This window comes from Neptuniibacter sp. (assembly GCF_024231755.1).
GTDB lineage: Bacteria > Pseudomonadota > Gammaproteobacteria > Pseudomonadales > Balneatricaceae > Neptuniibacter.
On sequence record NZ_JAAEQH010000269.1, the window covers coordinates 1 to 24,894 of the forward strand.

At 47.1% G+C, this 24,894-nt stretch carries 40 protein-coding genes and 1 tRNA gene; all 41 read left to right on the forward strand.

Features of this window, described 5'->3' with window-relative positions:
- The first annotated feature begins 365 nt into the window (after positions 1-365).
- The 41 genes from GY843_RS14980 to GY843_RS15180 all read left to right on the forward strand — a co-directional run bounded on the left by GY843_RS14980 (position 366) and on the right by GY843_RS15180 (position 24,892).
- A complete protein-coding gene (locus GY843_RS14980; RefSeq protein ID WP_297310751.1) occupies positions 366-740 on the forward strand; it encodes a hypothetical protein in 375 nt (124 codons plus the stop codon).
- A gap of 177 nt (positions 741-917) precedes the next feature.
- Positions 918-994 (forward strand) — tRNA-Arg (locus tag GY843_RS14985).
- Between the two features lie 19 nt (positions 995-1,013).
- A complete protein-coding gene (locus GY843_RS14990; protein WP_297310752.1) occupies positions 1,014-1,250 on the forward strand; it encodes a LuxR C-terminal-related transcriptional regulator in 237 nt (78 codons plus the stop codon).
- 209 nt (positions 1,251-1,459) lie between these two features.
- Positions 1,460-2,497 (forward strand): DnaT-like ssDNA-binding domain-containing protein, encoded by a 1,038-nt coding sequence (locus GY843_RS14995; protein WP_297310753.1) that lies wholly within the window; start codon positions 1,460-1,462, stop codon positions 2,495-2,497.
- Between the two features lie 10 nt (positions 2,498-2,507).
- On the forward strand, positions 2,508-2,831 hold the full coding sequence (locus tag GY843_RS15000) for a hypothetical protein (RefSeq protein ID WP_297310754.1): 324 nt from the start codon (positions 2,508-2,510) through the stop codon (positions 2,829-2,831).
- Entirely contained in the window at positions 2,831-3,265 is a 435-nt protein-coding gene (locus GY843_RS15005; protein WP_297310756.1) for a helix-turn-helix domain-containing protein, read from the forward strand. The genes GY843_RS15000 and GY843_RS15005 overlap by 1 nt, the downstream gene beginning before the upstream one ends.
- Positions 3,265-3,804 (forward strand): single-stranded DNA-binding protein, encoded by a 540-nt coding sequence (gene ssb / locus GY843_RS15010; protein ID WP_297310757.1) that lies wholly within the window; start codon positions 3,265-3,267, stop codon positions 3,802-3,804. The genes GY843_RS15005 and ssb overlap by 1 nt, the downstream gene beginning before the upstream one ends.
- A 29-nt stretch (positions 3,805-3,833) precedes the next feature.
- Complete coding sequence (locus GY843_RS15015; protein WP_297310759.1) at positions 3,834-4,238, forward strand: ASCH domain-containing protein; 405 nt, start codon at positions 3,834-3,836, stop codon at positions 4,236-4,238.
- A 169-nt stretch (positions 4,239-4,407) separates the two neighbouring features.
- Positions 4,408-4,743 (forward strand): hypothetical protein, encoded by a 336-nt coding sequence (locus GY843_RS15020; RefSeq protein WP_297310760.1) that lies wholly within the window; start codon positions 4,408-4,410, stop codon positions 4,741-4,743.
- A 70-nt stretch (positions 4,744-4,813) separates the two neighbouring features.
- Positions 4,814-4,999, forward strand: coding sequence for a hypothetical protein (locus GY843_RS15025; protein ID WP_297310762.1), 186 nt, complete (start codon positions 4,814-4,816; stop codon positions 4,997-4,999).
- A 55-nt stretch (positions 5,000-5,054) separates the two neighbouring features.
- Positions 5,055-5,450 (forward strand): VRR-NUC domain-containing protein, encoded by a 396-nt coding sequence (locus GY843_RS15030; RefSeq protein WP_297310764.1) that lies wholly within the window; start codon positions 5,055-5,057, stop codon positions 5,448-5,450.
- On the forward strand, positions 5,443-5,772 hold the full coding sequence (locus GY843_RS15035) for a hypothetical protein (protein ID WP_297310765.1): 330 nt from the start codon (positions 5,443-5,445) through the stop codon (positions 5,770-5,772). The genes GY843_RS15030 and GY843_RS15035 overlap by 8 nt, the downstream gene beginning before the upstream one ends.
- A 2-nt stretch (positions 5,773-5,774) precedes the next feature.
- Positions 5,775-6,263 (forward strand): hypothetical protein, encoded by a 489-nt coding sequence (locus tag GY843_RS15040; protein WP_297310767.1) that lies wholly within the window; start codon positions 5,775-5,777, stop codon positions 6,261-6,263.
- Positions 6,264-6,306: 43 nt separating this feature from the next.
- Entirely contained in the window at positions 6,307-7,011 is a 705-nt protein-coding gene (locus GY843_RS15045; RefSeq protein ID WP_297310768.1) for a hypothetical protein, read from the forward strand.
- A gap of 162 nt (positions 7,012-7,173) precedes the next feature.
- Entirely contained in the window at positions 7,174-7,623 is a 450-nt protein-coding gene (locus GY843_RS15050; RefSeq protein WP_297310769.1) for a lysozyme, read from the forward strand.
- A gap of 11 nt (positions 7,624-7,634) precedes the next feature.
- On the forward strand, positions 7,635-7,850 hold the full coding sequence (locus GY843_RS15055; protein WP_297310770.1) for a phage holin: 216 nt from the start codon (positions 7,635-7,637) through the stop codon (positions 7,848-7,850).
- Positions 7,838-8,185: a hypothetical protein gene (locus GY843_RS15060; RefSeq protein ID WP_297310771.1), complete on the forward strand. Its 348-nt coding sequence runs from the start codon at positions 7,838-7,840 to the stop codon at positions 8,183-8,185. The genes GY843_RS15055 and GY843_RS15060 overlap by 13 nt, the downstream gene beginning before the upstream one ends.
- 216 nt (positions 8,186-8,401) lie before the next feature.
- Positions 8,402-8,704 carry a hypothetical protein gene (locus GY843_RS15065; protein ID WP_297310773.1) on the forward strand — a complete coding sequence of 101 codons (303 nt, stop codon included), beginning with the start codon at positions 8,402-8,404 and terminating at the stop codon, positions 8,702-8,704.
- The gene (locus GY843_RS15070) at positions 8,704-9,066 is read left to right on the forward strand and encodes an HNH endonuclease signature motif containing protein (protein ID WP_297310774.1); all 363 of its coding nucleotides are present in this window, start codon (positions 8,704-8,706) and stop codon (positions 9,064-9,066) included. The genes GY843_RS15065 and GY843_RS15070 overlap by 1 nt, the downstream gene beginning before the upstream one ends.
- 102 nt (positions 9,067-9,168) lie before the next feature.
- A complete protein-coding gene (locus GY843_RS15075) occupies positions 9,169-9,615 on the forward strand; it encodes a phage terminase small subunit P27 family (RefSeq protein WP_297310775.1) in 447 nt (148 codons plus the stop codon).
- Between the two features lie 3 nt (positions 9,616-9,618).
- Complete coding sequence (locus tag GY843_RS15080) at positions 9,619-11,340, forward strand: terminase large subunit (protein ID WP_297310776.1); 1,722 nt, start codon at positions 9,619-9,621, stop codon at positions 11,338-11,340.
- A complete protein-coding gene (locus GY843_RS15085) occupies positions 11,340-12,551 on the forward strand; it encodes a phage portal protein (protein ID WP_297310777.1) in 1,212 nt (403 codons plus the stop codon). The genes GY843_RS15080 and GY843_RS15085 overlap by 1 nt, the downstream gene beginning before the upstream one ends.
- Entirely contained in the window at positions 12,532-13,191 is a 660-nt protein-coding gene (locus GY843_RS15090) for an HK97 family phage prohead protease (RefSeq protein ID WP_297310780.1), read from the forward strand. The genes GY843_RS15085 and GY843_RS15090 overlap by 20 nt, the downstream gene beginning before the upstream one ends.
- 2 nt (positions 13,192-13,193) lie before the next feature.
- A complete protein-coding gene (locus tag GY843_RS15095) occupies positions 13,194-14,399 on the forward strand; it encodes a phage major capsid protein (RefSeq protein WP_297310782.1) in 1,206 nt (401 codons plus the stop codon).
- A gap of 62 nt (positions 14,400-14,461) precedes the next feature.
- Positions 14,462-14,692, forward strand: a complete 231-nt coding sequence (locus tag GY843_RS15100) for a hypothetical protein (RefSeq protein WP_297310783.1) — start codon at positions 14,462-14,464, stop codon at positions 14,690-14,692.
- Between the two features lie 58 nt (positions 14,693-14,750).
- Positions 14,751-15,317: a head-tail connector protein gene (locus GY843_RS15105; RefSeq protein ID WP_297310785.1), complete on the forward strand. Its 567-nt coding sequence runs from the start codon at positions 14,751-14,753 to the stop codon at positions 15,315-15,317.
- A gap of 11 nt (positions 15,318-15,328) precedes the next feature.
- Entirely contained in the window at positions 15,329-15,652 is a 324-nt protein-coding gene (locus GY843_RS15110) for a phage head closure protein (protein ID WP_297310786.1), read from the forward strand.
- Positions 15,652-16,101 carry an HK97-gp10 family putative phage morphogenesis protein gene (locus GY843_RS15115; RefSeq protein ID WP_297310788.1) on the forward strand — a complete coding sequence of 150 codons (450 nt, stop codon included), beginning with the start codon at positions 15,652-15,654 and terminating at the stop codon, positions 16,099-16,101. Before GY843_RS15110 ends, GY843_RS15115 begins: the two co-directional genes overlap by 1 nt.
- Positions 16,098-16,436, forward strand: a complete 339-nt coding sequence (locus tag GY843_RS15120; protein ID WP_297310789.1) for a DUF3168 domain-containing protein — start codon at positions 16,098-16,100, stop codon at positions 16,434-16,436. Before GY843_RS15115 ends, GY843_RS15120 begins: the two co-directional genes overlap by 4 nt.
- A gap of 4 nt (positions 16,437-16,440) precedes the next feature.
- Positions 16,441-16,644: a hypothetical protein gene (locus GY843_RS15125; protein ID WP_297310791.1), complete on the forward strand. Its 204-nt coding sequence runs from the start codon at positions 16,441-16,443 to the stop codon at positions 16,642-16,644.
- Between the two features lie 124 nt (positions 16,645-16,768).
- Positions 16,769-17,167, forward strand: coding sequence for a phage tail tube protein (locus GY843_RS15130; RefSeq protein ID WP_297310793.1), 399 nt, complete (start codon positions 16,769-16,771; stop codon positions 17,165-17,167).
- 36 nt (positions 17,168-17,203) lie between these two features.
- Positions 17,204-17,557, forward strand: a complete 354-nt coding sequence (locus GY843_RS15135; RefSeq protein ID WP_297310794.1) for a hypothetical protein — start codon at positions 17,204-17,206, stop codon at positions 17,555-17,557.
- A 62-nt stretch (positions 17,558-17,619) separates the two neighbouring features.
- Positions 17,620-17,793 (forward strand): hypothetical protein, encoded by a 174-nt coding sequence (locus GY843_RS15140; protein ID WP_297310796.1) that lies wholly within the window; start codon positions 17,620-17,622, stop codon positions 17,791-17,793.
- Positions 17,793-20,078, forward strand: coding sequence for a hypothetical protein (locus tag GY843_RS15145; RefSeq protein WP_297310797.1), 2,286 nt, complete (start codon positions 17,793-17,795; stop codon positions 20,076-20,078). The genes GY843_RS15140 and GY843_RS15145 overlap by 1 nt, the downstream gene beginning before the upstream one ends.
- Positions 20,078-20,458 carry a hypothetical protein gene (locus GY843_RS15150; protein WP_297310799.1) on the forward strand — a complete coding sequence of 127 codons (381 nt, stop codon included), beginning with the start codon at positions 20,078-20,080 and terminating at the stop codon, positions 20,456-20,458. The genes GY843_RS15145 and GY843_RS15150 overlap by 1 nt, the downstream gene beginning before the upstream one ends.
- Positions 20,459-21,028: a hypothetical protein gene (locus GY843_RS15155; RefSeq protein ID WP_297310801.1), complete on the forward strand. Its 570-nt coding sequence runs from the start codon at positions 20,459-20,461 to the stop codon at positions 21,026-21,028.
- A complete protein-coding gene (locus GY843_RS15160; RefSeq protein ID WP_297310804.1) occupies positions 21,028-23,811 on the forward strand; it encodes a phage tail protein in 2,784 nt (927 codons plus the stop codon). The genes GY843_RS15155 and GY843_RS15160 overlap by 1 nt, the downstream gene beginning before the upstream one ends.
- Positions 23,811-24,191: a tail fiber assembly protein gene (locus GY843_RS15165; protein ID WP_297310806.1), complete on the forward strand. Its 381-nt coding sequence runs from the start codon at positions 23,811-23,813 to the stop codon at positions 24,189-24,191. Before GY843_RS15160 ends, GY843_RS15165 begins: the two co-directional genes overlap by 1 nt.
- Positions 24,192-24,193: 2 nt before the next feature.
- Positions 24,194-24,520 carry a hypothetical protein gene (locus GY843_RS15170; RefSeq protein WP_297310808.1) on the forward strand — a complete coding sequence of 109 codons (327 nt, stop codon included), beginning with the start codon at positions 24,194-24,196 and terminating at the stop codon, positions 24,518-24,520.
- Positions 24,510-24,764, forward strand: a complete 255-nt coding sequence (locus GY843_RS15175; RefSeq protein ID WP_297310809.1) for a hypothetical protein — start codon at positions 24,510-24,512, stop codon at positions 24,762-24,764. The genes GY843_RS15170 and GY843_RS15175 overlap by 11 nt, the downstream gene beginning before the upstream one ends.
- Positions 24,764-24,892 carry a hypothetical protein gene (locus GY843_RS15180; protein WP_297310811.1) on the forward strand — a complete coding sequence of 43 codons (129 nt, stop codon included), beginning with the start codon at positions 24,764-24,766 and terminating at the stop codon, positions 24,890-24,892. The genes GY843_RS15175 and GY843_RS15180 overlap by 1 nt, the downstream gene beginning before the upstream one ends.
- Positions 24,893-24,894 lie beyond the last annotated feature (2 nt).

Below are 24,894 nucleotides of genomic sequence, written 5' to 3' on the forward strand. Positions count from 1 at the left end.
GCTTTTTTAAGGGCTTTCAATGAGAGCCTTTAAAGAAGCAAGGCCATAAGTAGAGCGGTACAGCGCTATCTGTTCGCCATGCTTGTTTTGTTAGCGGTGCGCTTTAGTCGGGTTTTCAACTCCCTTGGCTAAGGCTCTCCCAGCACCCGTTAAGTCCTCTTCCTACCGGCTATGCCGTGGACACGTAAAAGCGCAGGCAAGTGAATAAGCAGTAGCCCAAGGTGATGACCTTGAACGCCAGAATACCTCCCGCTGGTGGGCGAAATGGGAGGCAAACTTAAGCCCCTTAATTGGGGCTTTGGTGGTGACGGGGTTTAGCCCCACTAAAACAATCTGTGTTTATTAACCTGTATAGGAGAAAGCACATGAAAGTAAGAAATGTACTGGTAGGCATGGCAACTGCGCTCGCTGCTGCTTTTTGTATGCCTGCTATAGCTGATCTGGACTCAAGTCCGGTTTTTGCTGATACCTCTCTGGCTCAGTTTGAGCTTGTAAATTCCGGCCTGGCTGCGGGTGCCGCACCTGACATTCCTTTATTCGAATCGATGCAGCCGCCACTGGAAGCAGTGGTTGCTGGTAGCGCTATCCAATCCACATCTGGATCAACTTTGTTCGCCTTCAGTGATAACGATGGTGTGCCTGGTGATTGGAGTGAATACCGATGGCCTGACGGCTCTGGGTCTTTTGCTGATAACGGCTTCGCTTCTTTTGAAGTGGGTTGGAAAATCACTAATTCCTGATCAGTGGTTCTGGTTCCTAAGTGACTGAGCACACAGTAAAGCCGATTGACTGGCGTAAGCAGTCGCACCCAATAAGCATATTCATGAGTGTGTTTATTGAGTGCCTTTTTAGCAGGGTTTGCTTACCACTCGCAAAAATGGATAACCCGCCCGTTGCTCACGGTTAAAGAGCATTAGGCCTCTATAGCTCAACTGGATAGAGCATCGGTCTTCTACACCGGCGGTTGTAGGTTCTTATCCTACTAGGGGCGCCACAAACTTGAAGGTAATGCAATGCCAAGCAAAAAGGTTGATCAACTGACCGAACGACAAAAAACAGTTCTGGAAGGGATTGTTCAGGGGAAAAGCTTTTATGTGATCGGTTGTGATCTTGGTATCTCTGAGGCAGGGGTTCGCGATCACATGGACCGAATCTATAAGCGAATAGGGGTTAATAACCGCACTGCAGCGGCTGTTGCTTATCTGAAGCACCTAAACCCTGGTATGAAGACTCGTGCCATTGGCATGTAAGCCGATGCGTGACACGTCACAAATCTAAGTAATTGCAAAAGTGTGACAAGTCACAAAGCGTAAAAGCTGGTGGTTGTGACAGGCCCGTAAGGGTAGGGATAACGGATAACTACGCCTCTTAACGAGGCCTGTCACTAGGCAGAGAGTATAGGTTAAACGCAGGTAGAGAGTAATGGTATTGACCAAACAGACAATAAAGGGCCTTGCTGATGAGTAATCTCCTCATATCTGAAGCACCCTTGGTGGTTCTACCATCCCTCGCTGAAGCCATCGGCCTGAATGAAGCCTTGGTACTTCAGCAGATTCATTTCTGGGTAGCTCAGTCTCAGCAGGAGTACGATGGTTACAAATGGTTTTATCGTACTGATGCGGATTGGATGGTTGAGTTCAAGTTTTGGTCTGATAGCACTCTTCGCAGAGCAGTGAAGAATCTAAAGAAAATGAATCTGATCCGTGTTGAAAAGCTGTCTCGCCATTTTGGGGGCAACAGCTTTGATCAGAAGAAATACTACTCCATCGACTATTCAGCCGTATCTGCTCTTGAACTGGGCAGCCGTAGTTGTGCATCTGGTCAATCTGACCAAATGGAACCAGTCAAGCCGTCCGAGCCTAGTAATAAAGCATCTAGTCAAAATGACCAGATCGAACCGGTATCCGCCGCCGAGACCAGTGAAAGCGCATCTGGTCAATCTGACCAAATGGAATCAGTCAATTTGAATAACCCATCTAGTCAAAATGACCAGATCAGAGCTAGTCAATCTGACCAGATCAGAACTAGTCAAATTGACCAGATGTTTACAGAGAATAAACAGAGAATTAACAGAGACGGTGATGGTGTAGGGGTTAATTATCCCAGTAAGACCGAAAGCACGACAGCCGACACCCACGAACACTCTGTTTTCAAAACTGATGTAAATCTGCAAAGCGCTGCGCAACTGAAAGCAAAACAAGATCGTTTCCAGATGCATTTCGAGTGGTTGCCTCGGGACACCTTCTTTGAGCGCTGTAAATCACAACAGGTTTGCATTGATCAACTGACAGACGATGAGCAGCAAGCAATCTTGGCAGAGTTCCGGAGCTTCTGGGAAGGCCGTGGAGATATCAACAGTCAGGGTAGCTGGGAGCACAAGCTGATCAATCAGGTCCAGCGGGTGCTAGCTAAGAAACAAACCGAACTGATCCAAAAGCAGTCGGGGCGCCAAGCGGTGACCTCATCTGTAATGGATGTTCGAAATACGGATTGGTGAGGAGAGACCTATGAGTAAGAAAGGAATGACTCGCGCAGAGATTAGCGAAGATCACAAAAAAGCTGTTCAGCGGATGGCGGAGTACCTACATAACACGCCTGAATCCGAATGGGACTTTGATAGCCATATTTATCGTGACCATGACTCATCACTCCTAGGCCTCCAGAGAGCTAAATATATGCACAAGCATGGCGTGAGTGCTGATGAGGCGATTGCTTCAGTCAAAAAGGGCGAAAACTTTAACCAGGGCCAGAAAGAGAAAACCCTGACCAAAGAGATGCTGGCAGGTGATTTATCTCTTCGAATGATGACAAGTAACTGGAGAGCGGCGTGATGGCAAGCGTTCTTGAGCCTCATAAATCATTCATTGCGGCTGAGCTTCTTCGCGGGCGCTCTTATTCATCGCTTGGTAAGGAGCTTGGTGTCCATGGGGATACTGTTCGGCAGTTCGCCGTAAATCGCGGATTAACTGTTAGCAGAAAGGCGGATCTTGAGTCCATGAAAGAGGAAATTATCCAGCTGTACAACCAGGACCTTTCGGCAGATTCGGTTGCCTTGGTTTTGGGGCTGGATAGAAGCGGTGTTTATGCCGCACTTAGGCGCTGGGGCCAAATTCGCAAGAAGGAATCCTTGGCTCCATTACCTAAAGTCTCACTGAATGATCTTAAGAATGATTGGATAGAGGTTAAGGAACCGCACGTTGTAACAGTGGGGCGAATAGGTCGTTTTTATTTATTGCCAATTACTGGGCAGGAGGGTGCAGCGTAATGGCTAGAGGTGTAAACAAAGTAATTCTGGTTGGCAATCTGGGTGGAGACCCTGAAGTTCGTTATATGCCTAACGGTAATGCTGTAACGAATATCACGCTTGCCACTTCTGATAGCTGGAAAGATAAAGAGACGGGCCAGCCACAGGAGCGAACTGAATGGCACCGTGTTGTCTTCTTTGGTCGCTTGGCTGAAGTGGTTGGGGAATATCTACGTAAGGGCTCACAGGTTTACATTGAAGGCGCTCTTCGTACTCGCAAATGGCAGGACCAAAGCGGTAATGATCGATACACCACTGAGGTGGTTGTAGATATGAATGGACAGATGCAAATGCTAGGAGGTCGTGGCGATTCAAATAATCAGCAGCCACAGCAAGCGCCAAGACAGCAACAAGCTCCAGCACCGCAGCAGCAGGCTCAGCCAGCACCAAGAACAAGACCAAGCGGCTACCCGGAAGGGGTTAATCATCCTGATCAGACACAGCAGACTCCGCCACCAGCACAGGGGTTTGATGATTTTGACGATGATATACCGTTCTAGGTTCCCTATAAGGGCATGGAATTAGTGGTTTGACTACTGAAACCTGTATCTACCCTAACTGTAATTGCCCCTTTGATATGGGGCCTGACAATAAGTGCTTAAGAGGTTATCCAATGGAAGGCGCTGTAAAGACAGTTATTGATTTTACTCCAGCGAACTACGAAAAGATTGCTACAGGTAAGCGGACCACAATCAGGCTAGGGCGAAAGGAGTACCGGCTAGGCGGTGTTGATTTCACTGTAGAGAAAGCTAATTGCGAAGAGTCGCCGATTATCACTGATATCAGATACACCCGTTTCAATAAGCTGACAATGCAGGATGCTGTTAATGATGGATTTGCTTCCGTTGAGTGCCTGAGAAAAGAGCTTCAGGAATGTTATGGACGCCGGATCTCTGATTTTGATGAAGTGACTATTGTTCGGTTTGAGGTGTAGAGATGAGCCAAGTAAAACTGCCTTGTAAAATATTCTCAGTGGTGTTTTGGGGCGCTCTGGTATTGGTGCCGATTGGGTTTCTGGGTTGTGCACTAACGAGTTTGTTTTAACCCAGAGCACATGTGCCATCGGTCACGATGGTGCGAATTGTTATATTTCGAGGTACAGAATGGCACACGTATCAGGCCCAACAAGATCACTACCGGGCAGTCATCACAAATTGCCTGCAGGCATTGCTTGCGATGATTGCGGAGCGCCAGCAGCCCGCAGAATTCAAGGTGAGACAGATTCCTTCGGGGCTGAATATATCGACCTCTGCGAATCTTGTTACCAAAAGGATCAACAGGTAAGCACTACAACAGAATCCGCCTGTAACTGGTGTGGAAAGCTAGCAAACGATACCCAGCCATACAGAGATATGGAAGAAGGCATGTGCGGCCCGGTTTATCAGGTCTGCGGTGATTGCAGAAAGAAAGATGCTGAAAGCTGGGCAAGAGAAATATAACCCAGCGATAAGACGACCGAGTCCAACGAGGTTCGGTTTTAATTGCATTGTTATTTATCAGGAGAGAAATGTGGGCGCAACAATTCATCACCCGAAAGGAAGTATGTGTATTAAATGTAAATACCAGTTGGATCGAAAATGCAGCGAGCTTCCGTTTAGTGAGATGAAAGCTGTGCAGCAATATTCCCGCGAAAATGATCCAACGGTGTTTAGGGTTGTTGTTTGTACAAAATACGATACCGGTGCGACTGAGTAAATAACACTGGGTTAGTAGGCCATCTGGTCTTATATGCACGCAAGAGGGCGAATAAATGGCAATAGATAGAGAAGGAAACGAGCAGGCAGCTTTCTTTAACTGGCTGCGTGTACGTCATCCAGATGTTTTCGATATGGCTTACCACGTGCCGAATGGCGGTTCTCGGAAGGGCGGAGCAAGAGAAGGCGCCAGGCTAAAGGCTCAAGGAGTTAAGGCTGGCGTCCCTGATGTTTGTATAGCTGTTGCTCGTGGTGGGTATCTAGGCCTGTATATCGAACTCAAAGCAACACCGCCACATAACTCAGGCGTTCAGAAAACCCAAAAGGAATGGCTTAGCAGGCTTAATGCGCAGGGTTATAGAGCTGTTCTCTGCAAAGGGTTTGATGCTATCCGAGATGAGGTTGATCAGTATTTAGCAATGCCTCAGACCATAGGGGTTGCTGGTGGCTAAATCATCCGGACCGGCTCTTAAGCTAAATCTACCCAAGCTTAAGCCTTGCGATATTGATGACTGCAAGAGCGGGGTTATTAAGGGGCTATACCATGAAATGCAATGCGCTAACTGCAATGGCAGTGGTGTTGTTAATGCTCATACAGGTGAGCCGGTGCCTGAAGACCTCTTGATTCCAGCTATGGCTAAAACGATATCGCACCTTAAGTCTGAAGTTAGATGCCTCAAAGAGCAGCTTAAGCGACAGGCTGAAACAGATCCCAATCAACGATACCCAGAAAATATGCCCACTATTGCTGGTGGCAAATTCAGGATGGATTAACCATGTGCAAAGATCGAATCAGTGCTGACGTGATTAATGTTGTAGACCGGTATATCTCTGTAGAGATGGTTAAACAGCTTAATCAAGATATTGGCTGGCGAGCAGAACATATGATGGGGCAGATGGTTGATTATCTCGGGGATCTCCCTTGTTCAAATGGTGGCGGGAATAGCAATGGCTCTATGATCCACCAGCTAAGTATGATGTTTGATCAGCCGAACGACCCTAAAACAGTTTGGTCATGTAAAGCTATGGAGCTACTGAAGGACAAGAGCGGGCGGAACCATGACGTGCTGTTTGCTTTTGTTCTGCTGAGAAACCGCCCTGATCCGCAGATAGACGGCAGTGAGCGCCATGGTATGGAAAGACTGGCTGAGCTGGTGGGCATTTCGCGCAAGAGCTTTCATACAAATCTATGCGCTGCTGAGAAGTTTATAAAGGATCTGATAGAGCTTAATCAGATGAGTTCGGTGCTAGTGGCGGCTGCTTAATTGGTAATATAATCGGCGGCAAATAATCAAGGATGGAATTCTAATGAAGTTGGATTTTGACACTATTACGGCAATGATTGTTTCCGCGCTGATTGGGTTTTGTTTAGCAGCAGGTGTTCTGAGTACAAATCAAGGTTTTTTAAGTGATTTTGGGCTAGACGATATTTTATTGCTTTTTGCAGCGGTAGCGGCTGCGGTTTCTGCTGCCTTGAGCTTTCTGGTTGCGAAACGGCAATATCTTCTGTTAAAGACCCAGAGAGCCGAAGAACTAGAGGTGATTGTAATAGGGTATTTGAGCGCCTATAAAGATAAGTGGAACACTCTTCAAGCGGGATCAATGTCAATGGCTCAGAGTTTCCCTAGGTCTTGTTTGGCTCCGACAGGCGGCATAATAGAAGAGCACTTTAGGCCGGTGGTGCGGCTCAATATATCTGACCCCGCCACTGAGATCAGTGAATACTATTCTAGGCATCATGAGTTAGACCTGGCTATGCGCAAACTAATTAGGGTTTATCCGCATTTTGAAGAGCTTCAGAAGGAAATTGATAGGGCCATGCGAGAATCCGTGAATGTAAGGCTTTCTATTAATTCAGAGGTATTGATTGATTCATCTCTTGCTCTTGGTGCATTTCGCAATGGAGAGAAGGTTTATCAAGAAGCAGCAGATAAGATAGGCCCGCTCACAGACCGGTTTGTGGCGGTAATTATCTCTGCGCACGAAGCTTTTGAGAAAATCGACCATTCGTAGCTGTTTATTTATACAGCCTGTAAAAATATTCAGTAATGTGTAGATTTTTCTACACAAAAAGACTACCCTGATTTGTAAGTTGGGAGAGTTGCCTAAAAGCGCTCTCCCTTTTTATTGAGCCTCGCTAATCAGCGGGGCTTTTTAGTTTCTGGAGTATGAGAAGTGATTAAGCGCCCCAAAACATGGCTGGCTATAGCCTTAACTGCTGTAGCAGGGTTTGAGGGTGTGCGAACCACTGCTTATGAAGATCCTGTTGGCATCCCTACTATCTGCTTTGGTTATACCCATGATGTAAAGATGGGTGACACCGCAACTATGGAAGAGTGTGAGACGCTACTTACAGATGAAGTCGTAGGATTCGGACTTCAGGTTAATAACTCGGTTGTAGTGCCTCTATCCAAACAGGAGCAGGCCGCATATACATCGTTTGCCTATAACGTAGGTATGGCCAACTTCAACAAAAGCACATTGCTCAGAAAGCTAAATGATGGCGACCGGGCAGGTGCCTGTAATGAACTCCCTCGCTGGGTATACGCGAAAGGGGTAAAGCTACCAGGGCTGGTTAATCGACGCGAGTCGGAGCGAAGCCTATGTTTATCTGGCATCAAGTAAGAGGGAAGGCTGTGAATATTGACCATCCTTCCGCCTTGGCTGCAAAAGTAGCGTCTGGCGCTTCTTATACTGTTTCAACTGGCTTGGTGGCCGGTGATGCTTTGCAGTTCCTTAATGCCAATTATGGCGCAATTGGTGTCTTTATTGGTGTAGCTACGTTCGCTGTGAACTGGTACTACAAGCGTCAAGAGATCCAGATACTGGCTAAGCAGTCATGCGATCAGTAGCAATCATGATTCTAATGCTGGCCGTAACTATGGCGCTGTTATATCAACAGGTCAGCCGCAATGGGCAGCTTCAGTCCGAGAATGAGCAGTTAGAGCAATCTGTAATCGATATGGTGGCTGAACAGAGTAAACACAAAGCTAAGCAGGCAGTTACTAATAAGATGCTTGCTCAGACCCGTATCGAAAATCAAACCCTACAGAGAAACAGTGATGACTTACGCAGGCAGTTACAGAAAGCATCTGTTTGTGCTGGTTCTGATTTTGATGATTCTGCTGCTAACTGGGTGCGGAACTACCGTGGTGAAGACCGTGGTGGAGCGAGAGCCAGTCCCTGACGCATGGCTTGTACCTGCTCCCCTGCCTAGACTAGATGGTACGTGGGGTGATTATGTCGCTGATTGTGAGGCTGCGTTAGCCACCAGCAATAACGACAAGCAAAAGATCAAAGAGTGGTCTGATAGCGCCGGTGACCCTGGCTCTACCAGATAACCACGGGGCGAGAGGAAACACGGCGGAACCTCTATATTTCTCTATATCTAAGGTCTTCAGCAGTGGGTTATCTTAAGCAGCTCCTTCAAGTATTGATTGCTCTCGATCAATTGCTTAATGCCTTGATCGGCCTGATTGCTTACCCATTCTCGCAAACTATCTTCTGGGCTGATGAGACTATCTCTAGCATGTGCTACCGAGCACACAGGGACGGCAAGTGGTACGGCATATTCATGCATCTGATTAACGTGCTGTTCTTCTGGCAGGCTGACTATGGTCGGTTCTACTGGCGCGGTTACCACTGCGAAGAGGCTTATCAGTCAGAGCGTAACAATCGACAACTGCCACCAGAGTTTAGATATTAATGCCTGCCTCAATACCAAGAGCCTGCAGAGTTCGTGGCTGCGCTGGCACAACAACAGAGCGTCACGGCTACTGTGAAGCGCACGCACATAAAGCTAAAGCTTGGTCGAGTGGACGAGCTGGCAGAGGTCGAGGCGGCAGACCTTGGCGAAGAATCAGAGAACGAATCAAAGAAAGGGATAAAGGACTATGCCAGATCTGTTTGAAAGCTGGCCTGATGGTTCCGGGTACTATCTGTGACCACATCATCCCAGAAGCCGAGGGAGGTCGCACAACAGACGACAACCTTCAGATGATCTGCCGCAAGTGTAACGACAGAAAGACCCAGCAGGAAAGCCAGAGAGCGCGAGCCAGAAACTCCTGATGGGGAGGGGCGGGTCAAATCTCTACAACTTTCGAGCCCGGACACCGCCACCTCAGTCAAATTTTTACACGGACAAAATTAAAAAATTCACCAGAGCGAGTTATGGCCAGAGGACGTAAGCCAAAACCGAATGAGCAAAAGCTTCTTTCGGGCAGCAAGCATGCGAACAACCAGGCCATTGAGTTCGAGAAGATTACCAATATAGATCCGCCCGAATGGATCACTGGCCTAGCTGAGGAAATGTGGTTAAGGGTTTGTCCGGTTTTGTGTGAGCACAAGATTCTTTCCGGAACCGATATCCATAACCTTGAAGTGTTCTGTTCTGCATATGGTGTTTTCCGAGAAGCTGATATCGAAGTCGCCAAAGAAGGCCTAACAGTAATGGGATCTCAAGGTGGCTATGTGAAAAATCCAGCCCTCACTGCAAAGAATGAAGCGGCACGCCAGATGGCGACCTTTGGAGCTTTGCTTGGGTTAGATCCTGCCTCAAGAGGGCGGTTTATTAACCCAGATGGCAGCGGCGGAGGTAATGAATTCCATGGATTCTAGTAAATGGCAAGTTACCCAAACGTCAACGCTGCTAATAAATACGCGCGTGATGTGGTAGCAGGCCGAATCCCTGCTTGCAGATATGTGATTCTTGCTTGTAAGCGTCATCTGGCTGACCTTAAAGAATCAAAGAAAAAGAACTTCAAATTTAAGTTCGATAAAGATGAGGCTGAACGAGCCTGTAAGTTTGTTCAGCTTCTACCGCATACCAAAGGCAAATGGGCCCAACAGCGCTTAAAGCTTGTGCTGGAGCCTTGGCAGTTATTCCAGTTTTGCTGTGTTTTTGGTTGGAAGGTAAAGAAAACAGGCCTTCGTAGATTTCGCGAAGCCTACTCTGAAATAGCTCGTAAGAACGGCAAGTCAGCCATAGCAGCTGGTGCAGGCTTGTTCTTGTTTGCTGCTGATGATGAGGCAGGCGCTGAAGTATATTCTGGCGCCACCACTGAGAAGCAAGCTTGGGAGGTTTTTCGACCTGCTAGGCAGATGTGTTTAAGGACACCTGACCTGACCTCGTATTTTGGAATTGAGGTTAACGCCAAGAACCTAAATAGACCGACAGATGATGCCCGTTTTGAACCGGTTATTGGTGACCCAGGCGACGGTAGTTCACCTCATGGCGTTATCGTGGATGAGTACCACGAGCACAGAGATAATTCTCTGTACGACACCATGATAACCGGCATGGGCGCACGTGAGCAGCCTTTGCTCTGGGCCATCACAACTGCGGGCTTTGATATTGCTGGCCCGTGCTATGAGCACCGCCAGCGGTGCATAGAAATGCTCGAAGGCATTACGCCTGATGATGAGCTGTTTGGCATCATTTACACCATTGATGAAGGTGATGACTGGACAACGCCAGAGGCGCTACGGAAAGCAAATCCAAACATGGGCGTTTCGGTCTATGAGGATTACCTTTTAGGCCAGCAACAGAGGGCGATTAAAAACCCTCGACATGTAAATACATTCAAAACCAAGCATCTTAACCTCTGGGTTCAATCCAAAACCGCTTTTTTCAATATGGAAAAGTGGAAGGAATGCGAAGACAAAAGCTTATCGCTTGATCAGTTCCAGGGAGAGGAATGTATTTTCGGGCTCGACTTGGCCCGTAAGTTGGATATGAACTCTGGTGTTCCGCTATTCAAGCGTGAAATAGACGGCAGGGTTCATTACTACTGTGTATCTCCTTACTTCTGGATTCCAGAAGACACCGTTTTTGATAACGATAATAAGCGACTCTCAGAACGCTATCAGGCTTGGGTTAACCAACAAGTCATGATCCCAACAGATGGGGCTGAGATCGATTATCGTGAAATCCTGGCATCTGTTCAGGATATTACTGAAACATCGCCAGTAGTAGAGACGCCAATAGACCCACATGGCGCAACAAACCTTTCACACAATCTAGCTGATGAAGGGTTAAGCCCAATAACGATTACTCAGAACTACACCAATCTCAGCGACCCAATGAAAGAGCTGGAAGCAGCGATTAATAACGGGCGCTTCCATCATGATGGAAACCCAATCATGACCTGGTGTATTTCAAACACGGTAGGAAAACACCTACCCGGCAATGACGATGTTGTAAGGCCTGTTAAAGAAGTAGGCGACAACAAAATAGATGGGGCTGTAGCGCTCATTATGGCAATAGGGCGCTCAATGCTGAGTGAAGGCCGTGAAGACACGCTTTCAGACCATCTGGAAACCCACGGCATCAGGACACTTTAATGAATTTAGGAAAACTGGCCTTCTGGAGAAAAAGCCCGGAAGTGCTCGATACACCTGAAAAAATTGCCCAGGCTGTAGGGTACGGATACGACACGTACACAGGTAGAGCGGTTACCAGCCAAAAAGCAATGCAACTAACCACTGTGTTTGGCTGTGTGCGTGTACTTTCAGAGTCTGTTGGTATGTTGCCTTGCAAGCTCTATGAGCTTGACGGAGATAGCAAAAAGGCTGCCACTAGTCACAAGCTTTATCCGCTGCTTTCAGTTGCACCAAACAACTATATGACGGCGCAAGAATTTTGGGAGTTGCTTGTAGCGTGCCTTTGCCTTCGTGGTAATTTCTACGCATACAAGGTAAAGGTTTTCGGTGAAGTAAAAGAGCTTTTACCTATTGATCCTGCCTCCGTTAAGCCAAAGCTGGTGGATCACCAGCCTGTTTATGAAGTTACCTGGAAGAACGGCGCCAAAGAAGATCTTACACAGGATCAGATATGGCATGTTCGCACTTTAACCCTAGACGGGCTCAATGGACTAAATCCAATAGCTTACGCCAGAGAGGCGGTGAGCTTAGGGCTTGCCACTGAAGAGCATGGTTCTCGCCTGTTTAAGAACGGAGCGGTTACCTCTGGCGTACTGCGAACTGATCAGCAGCTGTCAGACCCGGCATTTGACCGACTTAAAACCCAGTTCGAAGAAAATCACGAAGGCTTAACTAATGCTCATAAGCCTATGATTCTGGAAATGGGGCTGGATTGGAAACCTGTATCCCTAAATCTTGAGGACAGCCAGTTTCTTGAAACCCGCAAGTTTCAGCGCGACGAAATCTGTGCAATTTACAGGGTGCCTCCTCATTTGGTGGCAAACTTGGAGAAGGCTACGTTCAGCAACATTGAGCACTTGGGCCTTTCCTTTGTTAATTACTCACTTGTCCCTTACCTAACGCGCATAGAAAACCGAGTGAATGTAGGTCTGCTGCGAGCTGAAGACCAAGGCAAGTACTACTCAAAATTCAACGCTGGTGCGTTATTGCGTGGTGATCTGAAATCCCGTTATGAATCATACGGGCAGGCCATCAACTGGGGAATATTAAGCCCCAATGACTGCCGAAAGCTTGAAGAAATGGACCCGCGTGATGGCGGTGATATTTACCTAACTCCTCTCAATATGACTGCAAAACCAGAGGCAAATGGCGATGCTAAAAAAAAGGCTTGATGTACCGCTAAAAATTAAGAGCGTTAATGATGCGGGCGAGTTTGAAGGCTATGGCTCTGTCTTTGGCGTTAAAGATAGCTATTCCGATATTGTCATTAAGGGCGCTTTCTCTAAATCACTAAGTGAATGGGAAGAGAAAGAACGGTTACCGGCTCTGTTATGGCAGCACAAGATTAGTGAGCCAATCGGTATCTATACCGAGATGAAAGAGGACGAAAATGGCCTCTACGTTAAAGGCCGTTTACTCATTGACGACGATCCACTTGCTAAACGAGCACACGCACATATGAAAGTGGGTTCTTTGGGCGGCTTGTCTATCGGGTACGTGCTTAACGATTATGAATATGACAGCGAGAAAGACGCTTTCATTCTAAAAGATATCGATCTCTGGGAAGTGTCTCTTGTGACATTTCCTGCTAATGACGAGGCTCGCATATCTGATGTTAAAAATGCTTTGGAGCAAGGTGAAACACCTCGCCCAAGCGAAATGGAACGAACCCTGCGAGATGTTGGGTTGTCCCGATCTCAAGCCAAAGCCTTTATGGCGAAAGGCTACGGTGCACTGAGTCCGCGAGATGCTGAAACAGAACAAGCACTGAATTCCCTTAAATCCCTATCCAATGTATTCGCAGGAGAATAATCATGGGTGTTGAATTAAAAGATATTCAGGAAGTTGCTGATGAGCTGAAAGGTCAGTTCACCGCGTTCCAGGAAAAGAACGATAAGCGAGTTGATGCTCTGGAGTCTGAAAAAGGCAAGCTGGCAGGCCAGGTCGATACTTTAAACGGCAAGCTGGACGAACTGGAGGCCTACAAAAAAGGTCTGGAAGATGAGCTTGCCAATCTGAAGCGTCCGGGTGGTGGTTCCGACAGTAATAAACATGTTACTGAGCACAAAACCGCATTTGGTTCGTTTGTTCGCAAAGGTACAGAAGACGGCTTGCGTGATCTGGAAATGAAAGCGCTTAATGTTGGTACTGATGCTGATGGTGGTTACGCAGTACCAGAAGAGCTTGATCGTAATATTATCGAGCTTGAGCGCGATATGTCCCCAATGCGTCAGGTGTGCAATGTAATCACGATTGGAACATCGGATTATAAGCGACTAGTTAATTTGGGCGGAGCAGGTTCTGGCTGGGTAGGTGAAACATCAGCACGACCAGAAACTGATACACCAACTTTGACTCAGATCGTAGCGACTATGGGTGAGATTTACGCTAACCCACAGGCTACTCAGACATCGCTGGATGATATGTTCTTCGATGCTGAGGGATGGCTGTCTGGTGAAGTTGCCCGCGAATTTGCAGAGCAAGAAAGCCTGGCATTCCTGAATGGTAATGGTACGAATAAGCCGAAAGGGATCTTGGCGAATACACTGGCTACAACTGATGATGCGGCCCGTGCTTTTGGAACGCTACAGAAAATCCATTCGGGCACAGCTGGTGACTTCGATGGTGATGACTTGCTATCTGTTATCTACAAACTGAAGAAGGGTTACCGCACAGGTGCTCAGTGGATGTTTAACGGTAACGTGTTGCACAAGATTCGTACCTTTAAAGACGGTCAGGGTAACTACCTGTGGGCTCCTGGGCTTCAAGCAGGCGAAGCATCTGCGCTGCTGGGTTACGGCATTGCGGAGAACGAAGATATGGCAGACGTAGCAGCAGACGCTAACTCTGTAATGTTCGGTAACTTCAACCGTGCTTACACTATCGTTGACCGTATGGGTACTCGAGTACTGCGTGATCCGTACACCAACAAGCCTAATGTAGGCTTCTACACTACGAAACGTGTAGGCGGCATGCTGACTGACTCCAATGCAGTTAAGGTTCTGACTCTGAGCGTTTAATTCGCTTAAGTTGGAAAGATTAATAAAGGCCCTTCGGGGCCTTTTTATTTGAGGGTAGTCCCATGCCTTTTATCAAAGTTAATAAGCAATTTAAGCATTCTGATGATGGCAATGCTGTGAATACCTACGAAGTAGGTGAGCACGAAGTGTCTGACCGCTGTGCCGAGGTTGCAATTGATCAGCTTGAAGTGGCTGAGTTAATCGATGCTCCTGAAGAGCCAGAGCCAAAAGCGCCGGCCAAAAAAGCCCCAGCTAAAAAGGCTCCAGCCAAGAAACCGACAAACGGCCAATAAGCGCTTTCACTCAAAGGCATTCAAAGAGTGCCTTTCGGTGAGATTTGAGGATTTGTAAATGCCAATTATCCAAGCAACACCTCCTGCAGAAGAGCCAATCACGCTGGCAGAAGCTCGCCTTCAGTGTCGTGTAGATGACGACATTACTGAAGAAGACTCGCTGATTGAAAGCATGATTAAGGCAGCTACTGAATACTGTGAACAGTACACAGGTAGGCCGCTCATTACTCAGGAAAAACAGTATGTTGGGCCGTTCTCTTCAAAGCTGGAGTTAACACCAAACTTGCTATCTGTTGAGTCTGTAGAGTATTTGGATCTATCAAGCGATCAGCAAGCGCTAGATGCAGCTGATTACTTTGTCGATGTTGCTTCACCAGTAGGCAAGATCTCCCCATATGAGTGGTGGCCATCTACAAAAGTTAATCACCCGCAGCCAGTAACCGTCAGTTTTACATGTGGCTATGGTGATGCTGCTGATGTCCCAGAAGCGATTAAACAATGTATTCGCATGCTGGTGGGGCATTGGTTCGAGAACAGAGAGTCAGTAAGCATGGGTCAGGTAACATCTGAAATGGAGTTCTCTGTAAGCAGCTTACTCAACCCTTATCGAATTCCTGTTATCTAAAGGCGCTAATCATGAGAGCTGGGCGACTCAATACCAGAATTACAGTAAAGCAGGCCAGTGGTGCCCAAGATCAATACGGCTCGATCAAATCTGGTCCCGGTGCAGATGTCGCCACGCTGTGGGCCGCTAAAAAGCACATTTCAGGAAAAGAGAAATGGGCAAGTGAGCATGTAGCTAATAATTCAACGGTGTCTTTCAGAGTTCGCTACCGAACAGATATAGAACCTGATATGTGGGTTATCCATGGGAGCGACCAGTATCAGATTAAGGGGCATCCTATTGACCCTGATGGGCGCCGTAGAGACCTAATCATTACGTGCGGACTGGTTGATTAATGGAACTTGATTTCAATATTCAGGGCCTGGATAGGCTAGAGGAGCAACTAGTTGACCTAGGTGGAGAAGTGGGCTTTAAGTCCCTTCGGTTCGCTGCCAGAAAGTCAATGGCCCCGGTATTGGATGATGCAAAAGCAAATGCCAGGGTCGACACTGGAGACATGAAGGACTCGCTTTCCATCCGGACCCGAAGAGGCAAAAGCGGTGATACGGTAGTGACAGCATCCGTTGGTTCATTTAAACGCAGCGTTAAGAACCAAGATGGATCAAAGCGCAAGATCAGCAAGCAGCATCATAAAGTAATGGCTCAAGAGTACGGCGTTAGGAATATACCGGCTCAGCCGTTTCTTCGGCCTGCTTTAGATAAAAATGCGGCGGTAGTTCTTGGTATTTTCAGGACAGAGCTATCTAAAGCAATAGCGCGAGCCATAAAGAGAGCAGGCAAATGACAGAACAGCAGCTATTCACATTGCTTAAAGATGCTCCTGGCATAACTGGAGTGGCTCAGGTCTACAATAACTTTCTGCCAGAGAAGTACGCGCTGCCAGCCATAACATTTGGAACGGTTTCAGATATTCCCATTACTACGCTTAATGGTAATACCGGTAATTCTAAAGCTCGTTACTCCATCAGTGTTTGGTCAGGTGATTACACGGAACTTAAAAGCCTCGAGGCGGCAGTGCTTACAGCTATGTCTGATTATGTGCACACGGCAACTATTCCTCTCCATGAGCCTGATAAGTACCTTTTTAGGCTTGCTATTGATTACTCAGTTTTCAGGTAAAACTATGGATACAAGAGAACTCCCAAAAGCCCTTGAAGATTTAGAACGTGAAATAGGCCTGCTTATTCGAGATAAGGTAACTGCCTTTAATAAAGAAACCGGGCTTTGTATTACAGCAATCGTTTTGAATTTTGACGAAGTAACTACCTCGGGGGACCGGCTCCGACAGTTTCAGCTAATGGAAGTTAGCGCTTCTTTGAATATTTAATTACAACTCTTTTATTAGCCTCGCAAACGCGGGGTTTTTTATGCCCGGCATGTCGAGATGACACCCAGTAAGGGCACCTTAACCCCGCGCTGTGAAGCGCTATTTTCCCGTGGAGGAAACACAAATGGCGATCTTAGACGCTCAAGGTACAACTATTACCTTTAACAATGGCACTACTGCGGTGGATGTTGGCGGCGCTGTTAACTATTCATTCGGTGATGGTCAGGCAACTGATATTGATGCAACGACTCTAGCCTCAACAGCTAAAGAATACCGTCCAGGTCTACAGGACTTTGGCGATTGCACTATTGAGTTGAAGCGTGACCCGAATGATGCAGGGCAGGCGGCAATGGAAGCAGCTAAAGCAGCAAAGGCTATTCGTGAAGTGGTAATCACACTACCAGATGGCGACGTCGCAACTTTCAACGCCTACGTTAAATCGATCTCTACCTCTGGTGGTGTTGATGACGTGGTTAATGGCACAGCGACCCTGAAAGTTTCAGGTGCTGTTGTCTGGTCTTAATAAATAGCGGCCTCTGGGCCGCATATCGAGGTATTCATGGCTCTTCTTACACGCGATCAGATTCTTTCAGCTGAAGATAATAAAACTGAAACAGTTCCTGTCCCTGAATGGGGTGGAGAAGTAATTGTTGCGGCTATGTCGGGCTTTGCTCGTGACAGGCTTGAAGCATCAATCGTTGGATCTCAAGGCGGCAGCAATATGGTAAATGTTCGCGCCAAATTTGTTGCGGCTTCGTTGGTTGATGAAAAAGGAGAGCTTATTTTCTCTGATTCGGATATCCAGAAGCTGGGTAAAAAATCAGCTGCAGCTCTAAGTCGTGTGTTTGCTGTGTCTCAACGCCTCAATCACGTAACTGATGATGATGTTGAAGAACTAGCAAAAAACTCCTAAAGCGACCTTATAGGAGATACTGCGTAGGCCTCTCCTTACGGTTGCACATTCCAACTAATGAAATGCTTAAGCGCCTTGATACAGCTGAGATAGCTGAATACATGGCATACGACATGACCTGCAGTACTGAATGGGTTGAACAAGTCAGAAAACAGGAAGAGCTAGAAGTTTCCCGTGCAATGACCACCCAAGAACGATCGCAGGCTTTCCGCATAGCAATGGGTAAACAAGACTAATGGCAACAATTGCGTCTTTACAGGTATCGCTTAGCGCTAATTCTGCAAAGCTGGTATCCAGTCTTAAAAAGACTCGCTCGGCCGTGTCGCGCTGGGCATTGGATCTTAAAAAGACCGCTCGCAAAGTAGCTAAGGTATTTGCGCCCATTGTTGATGCAATCAAGGCAATAGGGACTGCTGCGCTAGCAGGTGTTGGCGTGGCTACAGCCTTTGTTGCAGCAATGTCAGTAAAAGCCAGAGATGTCCAATTAATGGGCAGCATGGCTGATGCAATTGGCGTCAATGTAGAGGCTCTCCAGCGTTGGCAGTATGCTGGGGATCAGGTTGGTGTACAGGGTGACAAAGTCGCCGACATCTTTAAGGATGTGAGCGATAAAATCAATGACTTTGTTACAACTGGTGGCGGGGCGGCGGCTGATATATTTGAGTCGTTAAATCTCAATACTAAGGATTTTATTGGTCTGTCACCTGATAAGGCGATTGAGCGCATTGGCACCGCCATGCAGGGGCTAACCAAAGGCCAGCAGATCTTTTTTATGGAGTCGCTGGCTAGTGATGCTTCTCTCCTCTTACCTCTGTTGGACAACAACGCGGCAGCGCTCAAGCAATTTGGTGAAGAAGCCGAAAGAACCGGCAACGTGCTGACAAGCTCGCAAGTTGCGGCTTCTGCAGCTTTCGCTAGCACAGTTGGCGAACTGTATGCGTCAGTTAAAGGGTTTTGGAATCAGCTAACAGCAGAGCTTGCTCCCGCATTTACAGTGCTGGGTAAATACATCCAGAGGTGGATGGGGCAAATGGGCGATGTTCGAGACGTTGCTAAACAGCTCGCCACAGGCACTATAAATGGCATCTCATATATTATCCAGGGCATTGCCAACTGGTCTAAGGCGCTAAACAACATAAAGGCCGGCTTTCTGGCTATAGAGTTTGCTGTCATCAAAGTGATTGAGAAAGTTGCTTATATGGCAACTTTGCTAACGCCATCTGTTTGGGCCAAAAAATTCGGCGTTAATTTCGCTGATTCTCTTCCTGAAGAGATAGAAAAGGCCATGAAGGCCAGACGAGGAGAGATTCAGAAATCACTGGATAACCTAGCTACTGCACCGTCTTTGTTTAATGCCGACAAAGTTAAGACTGAGCTAGACGCGCTTCGTCAAGATATTCAAGCCGCAATGGGTGGTGAAGGCAACTTTGAGTTTAGTGGAAACATAGACCCTGAAACGGTTAAAGCTCTGCTTAATACCGGTACTGCGTTACAAACCATCACTGGTGAAGTGGTGAAGCTAGAGGATGCTGGTGCTCGCGGCACATTCAGTAATTTCTTCAAAAATCTTGAAGCTGAAACGGCGACAAATAAAGCAGCAAACGAGCTTCATACGCAATTGGCACTAGCTAGTTCTGCGTATGAAAAACAAGTTCTAATGGCGGACTTTGCCTATAACGAACAAATTCGAAAGGCCCAGCAAACATACGATGAAGGCAAAGAACTTATCAATCAAAAAGTGATTGATGAAGCTCAGGCCGCGCAGGCTTTGTTATCGCTAGATGCCTGGATGGCAGAAGAGCGTAAACGTATTCAAAACGAACATTACGACGCAAGCAAAACAAAGCTCGAAGAATGGGCTGAGGACTACAGCGCAACGATGATGACATTGGATGATGTTGCCATGAATGCCGCTAACACATTCCAAAGCTCCTTTGGTAACGCAATAGAATCCATTGTGATGGATGCCAAGGATATTGGTAGTGCGTTTAAGGATGTTGCTAAAGCTATTACCGGTAACGTGATAAACGCACTTGGGCAGATGGCTGCTCAATGGATCACCAACCAGATCATAAGCAAAACCATGGGTGCAGCAGCTACTGCTGCGACAATGACACAGGCAAGTATGACTGCTGCAGCTTGGGCGCCTGCCGCAGCTTTTGCATCCCTTGCTTCTTTTGGCGCAAACGCAGCGCCGGCCGGTGCGGCGCTAACAACAACTACTGCACTGTCTCAGGGCTTGGCCTTGGCGTCCTTTGATGGTGGAGGTTTTACTGGTTTCGGTTCTCGTGCTGGTGGCGTAGATGGTAAAGGCGGCTTCTACGCAATCATGCACCCTAACGAAACAGTTACAGATCATACCAAGGGGCAGAATGTTGAATCGTCAGCGCCTGTAACCGTGAATTTAAACATTAATGCTAACGACACAAAGGACTTTGACCGCCTGCTAACAGAACGGCGGGGCACTATCGTTTCTTTGGTTTCTCAAGCAATGGCTAACAGTGGCAAGAGGTTGATGTAATGGCAGGGCAATTCCCTACAACACCAGCATTCGCAAAAGCTAAGCCAAGCAAGAAGCACTTCAATTTGTCATCTGAATCTATTAATGGACGCATTCAGACGCGATCTTTGGGAGCTTCGCGCAGGGCCTGGACTCTGGTTTATCCACCGTTAACCCGTGAGCAATTTGCGCCGATCTACGCTTTTATTGATGCGCAGGAGGGGACGTTGGGTGAATTCACAATAAACGTGCCTGACCCTTTATCAGCAGACCCGATAGATTTTACAACGGGCAGCGGGTGCATCAATGTCACGGCAAAGCTGAGTAATGATGTGCAGGAGTATGACCAATCGGCAGGCGACCTGATAGTTTACGAGGTTGATATTGTGGAGAAGCTATAAATGCCCCATGGAATATCTCCGGCCGTTAAAGATCACCTGCTTAATAATGATTCTGTACGAATCGCGACGCTTTTTAAGCTGGATTTCGGAGCGGTTGCAGCCTTTACCGATTACGGGAAAACCCTGTCTATTAATCTGACAGGCCAGCCAGAGACCTTTATACCCTCTGATGTGCTTATCTCTTATGACAGTGTTAACGAGTCATCTAAACTGCAGATAGGCACCTTTAATCTAGTGCTATCAGCTGTAGATCAAACCTTCCTAAATCTGGCTCTTAACAGTAATTATCTCAACGTTAAGGTATCGATCTATAAAACTGTGCTTAGCGCCTCTGACACACCAATCGGCTCGCCTTGGTCAATCTTTGAGGGTTATATCAAAGGCTACGAGTTAGCCGAATCTAAAAACAGCAGCGAAATAACATTTGAAGTCGCTTCGCACTGGTCTGATTTCGAAAAAGTGAATTGCCGTCGAACCAATGCTGCTTCACAAAAGCGTTACTTTCCAAAAGATAGCAGTATGGACTGGGCTGCGTCATCAATTAAAGATATGAAATGGGGTCGTAAATAATGGCTTGGTGGGTAGCTGCACTTATTGTCGGCGCGACAGCTTATTACTCTTATACCGAGGCGAAGAAGGCTCAAAAAAAAGCCAAAGAAGCATCAGAGGCCGCAGCAGGTGTACTGATTACCGACGAGTCTACAAATGCTGCTATCCCTGTCATATATGGTAAGCGAAGAGTAGGCGGTACTCGTGTATATATGACAACTTCGGGGGATAAAAGGCACAAATATCTATACATGGCGATAGTGCTGGCCGAAGGGATGGTTGAGAAGATCTCAAACATAGAGATTGACAACATTCCATATACAGATGATGACAACAACGTCATCCAGAACAACCGCTGGACCAACTACTATGGTGAAGGTGACCGGCATGTTTATCATGAAACATTCGTGGGAAATGATAGCCAGGCGATAACCTCTAATGGCATTAACATCATCAAAGAGAGCATGCGCACTGAGGCGCCAGAAAAGGACTGGGCATGGATCGAGGTTGCTACTCAGGAACAGATCGACAACTTCACGCTGTCAGGTTTAGCCGCTATATGTTTGCGGTTGGAATGGCACTATGACCCAGCAAAAAACCCGTTTCAGGGCGTGCCAAATATAACCGCATTAGTGCATGGCAAAAGGGTTTATGACCCTCGCAAAGATAGCACTAATGCTGCCTATGACGCCTCGCTAGGCGTATCGAACCATCGCCAAACCAATGTTCATTCATGGGAATGGTCAGATAATTACGCGCTGTGCTTACGTGATTACATGACAGCGGAACGCTATGGCAAAGGCTTAGCCGGTGATGTTGTCGATGATGTTGCTATCGCTCAAACAGCAACAGACCTAGACTCGTTCAAAGTTACCCCTTACTCAGGCGGACCAAGCAATCACCAGTTATTTAAGTGCAATGCTGTGGTTGATACCAATGAAAAGATATTCGATAACATTGGTGAGTTTCTTCTAAACTGCCGTGGATACATCCCATACATAAATGGCAGTTACAGTCTGTTTGTCGATCAAGCTAGCGCTAATCAGTTCGATATCACGCCAGACCATATAGTGGGTGGCATTCGGATTGTAGGGCCTAAGAAAGAAGATAAATTCAATCAGATCAGCGTTACTTTTCCGGACGAAGCAACAGATTACCAGACCAATAGCGCCGTATGGCCCGACCCTGCATCTGACAACCCGACATCTATTGCTAATCCAGCTGGTGGTTTATATACAGAGGCTGAGCTAAGTCAGGTTTGGCAAGACGCTGATGGGGAACTCTTGGTAGATGAAGTTGATCTGAATATGACAACTGATATCTATCAAGCCAAGGATATGGCGAGGATCTTTGCACTAAGATCCAGAGACGCTGTTAAAGTAAGCCTGACCTGTACTGCTGAATTAATGGACGTTGCACCAGCTGATGTGGTCACGCTGACGCATCCAACTCCAGGCTGGAGCGCGAAACCATTTCAGGTGGAAAACTACACTCTCAACGATGAAGGTACCGTAGCTCTTCAACTGATCGAATATAACGAGAGCATCTATACCTACGACCCAGCACCCGAGCAGATAATACCGAATCCCGTTATAACTGCAGATCCGGTAGAAATTGAATCCCCTTCAGGTCTTACCTTATCAACAGGCATAACAACTCTGGATGATGGAACAACGGTTGCCTATATCGATGCAAGCTTCACTGCAGCAGATGACAACTCAGTTAGTAACTATGTGATTATTGATACCCCGAACGGAGTGCCTCCGGCGATTCACACAGTTGAGCCAGATACAGGGGTAATCAACGCACGTATCACGGGCGTGATTTCGGGTGAGCATACGATCACTGTTCAGGCGGTAAGCTATTCGGGGTTCTACTCCAGAGCAATCAGCGACACTATCACTGTACAGACAGCGCAAGTCTCGCAGGTAGTAATACAAGGCCAATTTCAATCAATGATTGGCTGGACCTTTGATAATGCTGACCATGGTTTCACCGAAACCAATCTGACTGAAGCATTAAACCCAAACTTTATAGCGTTAACTGCAACTGGGCTTACCCCATATTGGCAGTCCCACAACTTTAATCTGTCAGGTGCTTCTGCACCTCTTATCAGAGCAAAAGTTAGAAGAACTGCTGGTGCTGGCTGGGTCGGTTCCATTACCTATAAAACATCTGGGCACAGCTTCGATCCGGTTAACTATGTCGAAACCATCCCAGACACCACCATTGTAGATCAATGGGTAATTCTTGAATGGGATATGTCCTCATTGACTGAGGGTGGCACAGATTGGGCTGATAGCACCATCGAGGCGATAGAGCTTAGATTAGGGGCAGACGTTGGTGATGACTTCGATATCGAATGGATCAGCATAGGCCGACTGGGCGCAGCAACAACGCAGCTTACTCCTGGCAACCTGGATGCATTAATAGCAGATGGCACCCTGTCAGCAGCTGAATACAATGTCGGCGCCAAACTAACAGGGAACGGGACGTTTGAGGTAGGTGCTTCAGTCACAATAAACGTGCCTGATCTTGCAAATGGTTGCGCTGTTGCTGTTTGGTGGGAGATCGAGCAAGGCTACCAGGGCGGCACAGGCTGGTGGTCTTACCAGCTAAAGCGAGACGGAAACGCAATAGATTCCCGACCTGACTATATGGTGCTTGAGACAGACCAAGCAACAGGTATTCACCTAGACGAAGAAGTTACCGCAGGATTGAAAAACTATACATTTGAGTGGCGTGGAGATAGCGCAAATATCTCTGCTACCTGCACACTATTTATCTCGATACTTCCAAAATAATGAAATACGTCACCTACCTAACAGCTACCGGTGAAATAACCGGTCATGGCAGTACTAAGTGTGCGCTTAACCAAAAGGCTTTGATGCCAGGTGAGTCAATCATGCAGGGCGAGGGCATGCCTGAGACCCATCAAGTGATAGACGGGCAGATTGTAAAGCGCACGGTTCCAGCAAATGAATTGAACCAAAAGGCGCTGTCAAAACTACGGCATTTGCGAAACGCACGACTTAAAGAGAGCGACTTTAGCCAGCTCCCTGACGCACCAATCGCAAGCAACCAGGCGTGGAAAGATTACCGCCAAGAGTTGAGAAACCTTCCGCAAACATTCAGCCAAATCACTGATATTGAAGATGTTGTTTGGCCCATCCGACCGGAGTAGATATGGCAACGCTTACGCATAAATTGGGAGATACTCTTGAATGGGTACTGAATGTCGTAGATGAATCCGATCAACCAATAGATATTACTAACTGGGATATTCGATCCCAGATGCGCGACTCAGCTGGGGAATTGATACAAGAGTTAACTGTCACTAAAACAGACGCTGAAGGAGGTGTTTATAGTATTACTGCCTCTAAGGCGCAGACGGCAACGTGGACTCCTGGCGATCACTCTGTAGATGTGGAGTACACAGACGAAAATGACATTACATTCTCAACCGAGACATTCGCGGTAGTAATGAAACGGGATATCACTCATGGCGACTAGTCTGTTTTGCCACTCCCGTCCCGAGGTAAAAACAATAATCGACTTTGCAATACAGGTTGATGTAACAGTTTCGTCAGATACGGATGTAAAAACCTCAGTAACTCCAGCCATTAAAACATCTGTGACCGTCCAGTACGGAGCTCAGGAATTGGATTTTGGAGATACAGGGAACGAAGAGCGGCAGCAGTTAAAAACGCTTCCTTCTGTGTCGGGCGCAGTCCCAAGCCTTCCGAGGATCGAATAATGCCAATCACTTTTATCGTTAAAATCGAGAGAAACCCTAACGCTCTCATTGATGTAAATGTGCAGCTCTTAACAGAGAGCGGCCTAATTCTATTAACTGAAGATGGCTTTCAGCTAGCAGCAGAATAAAG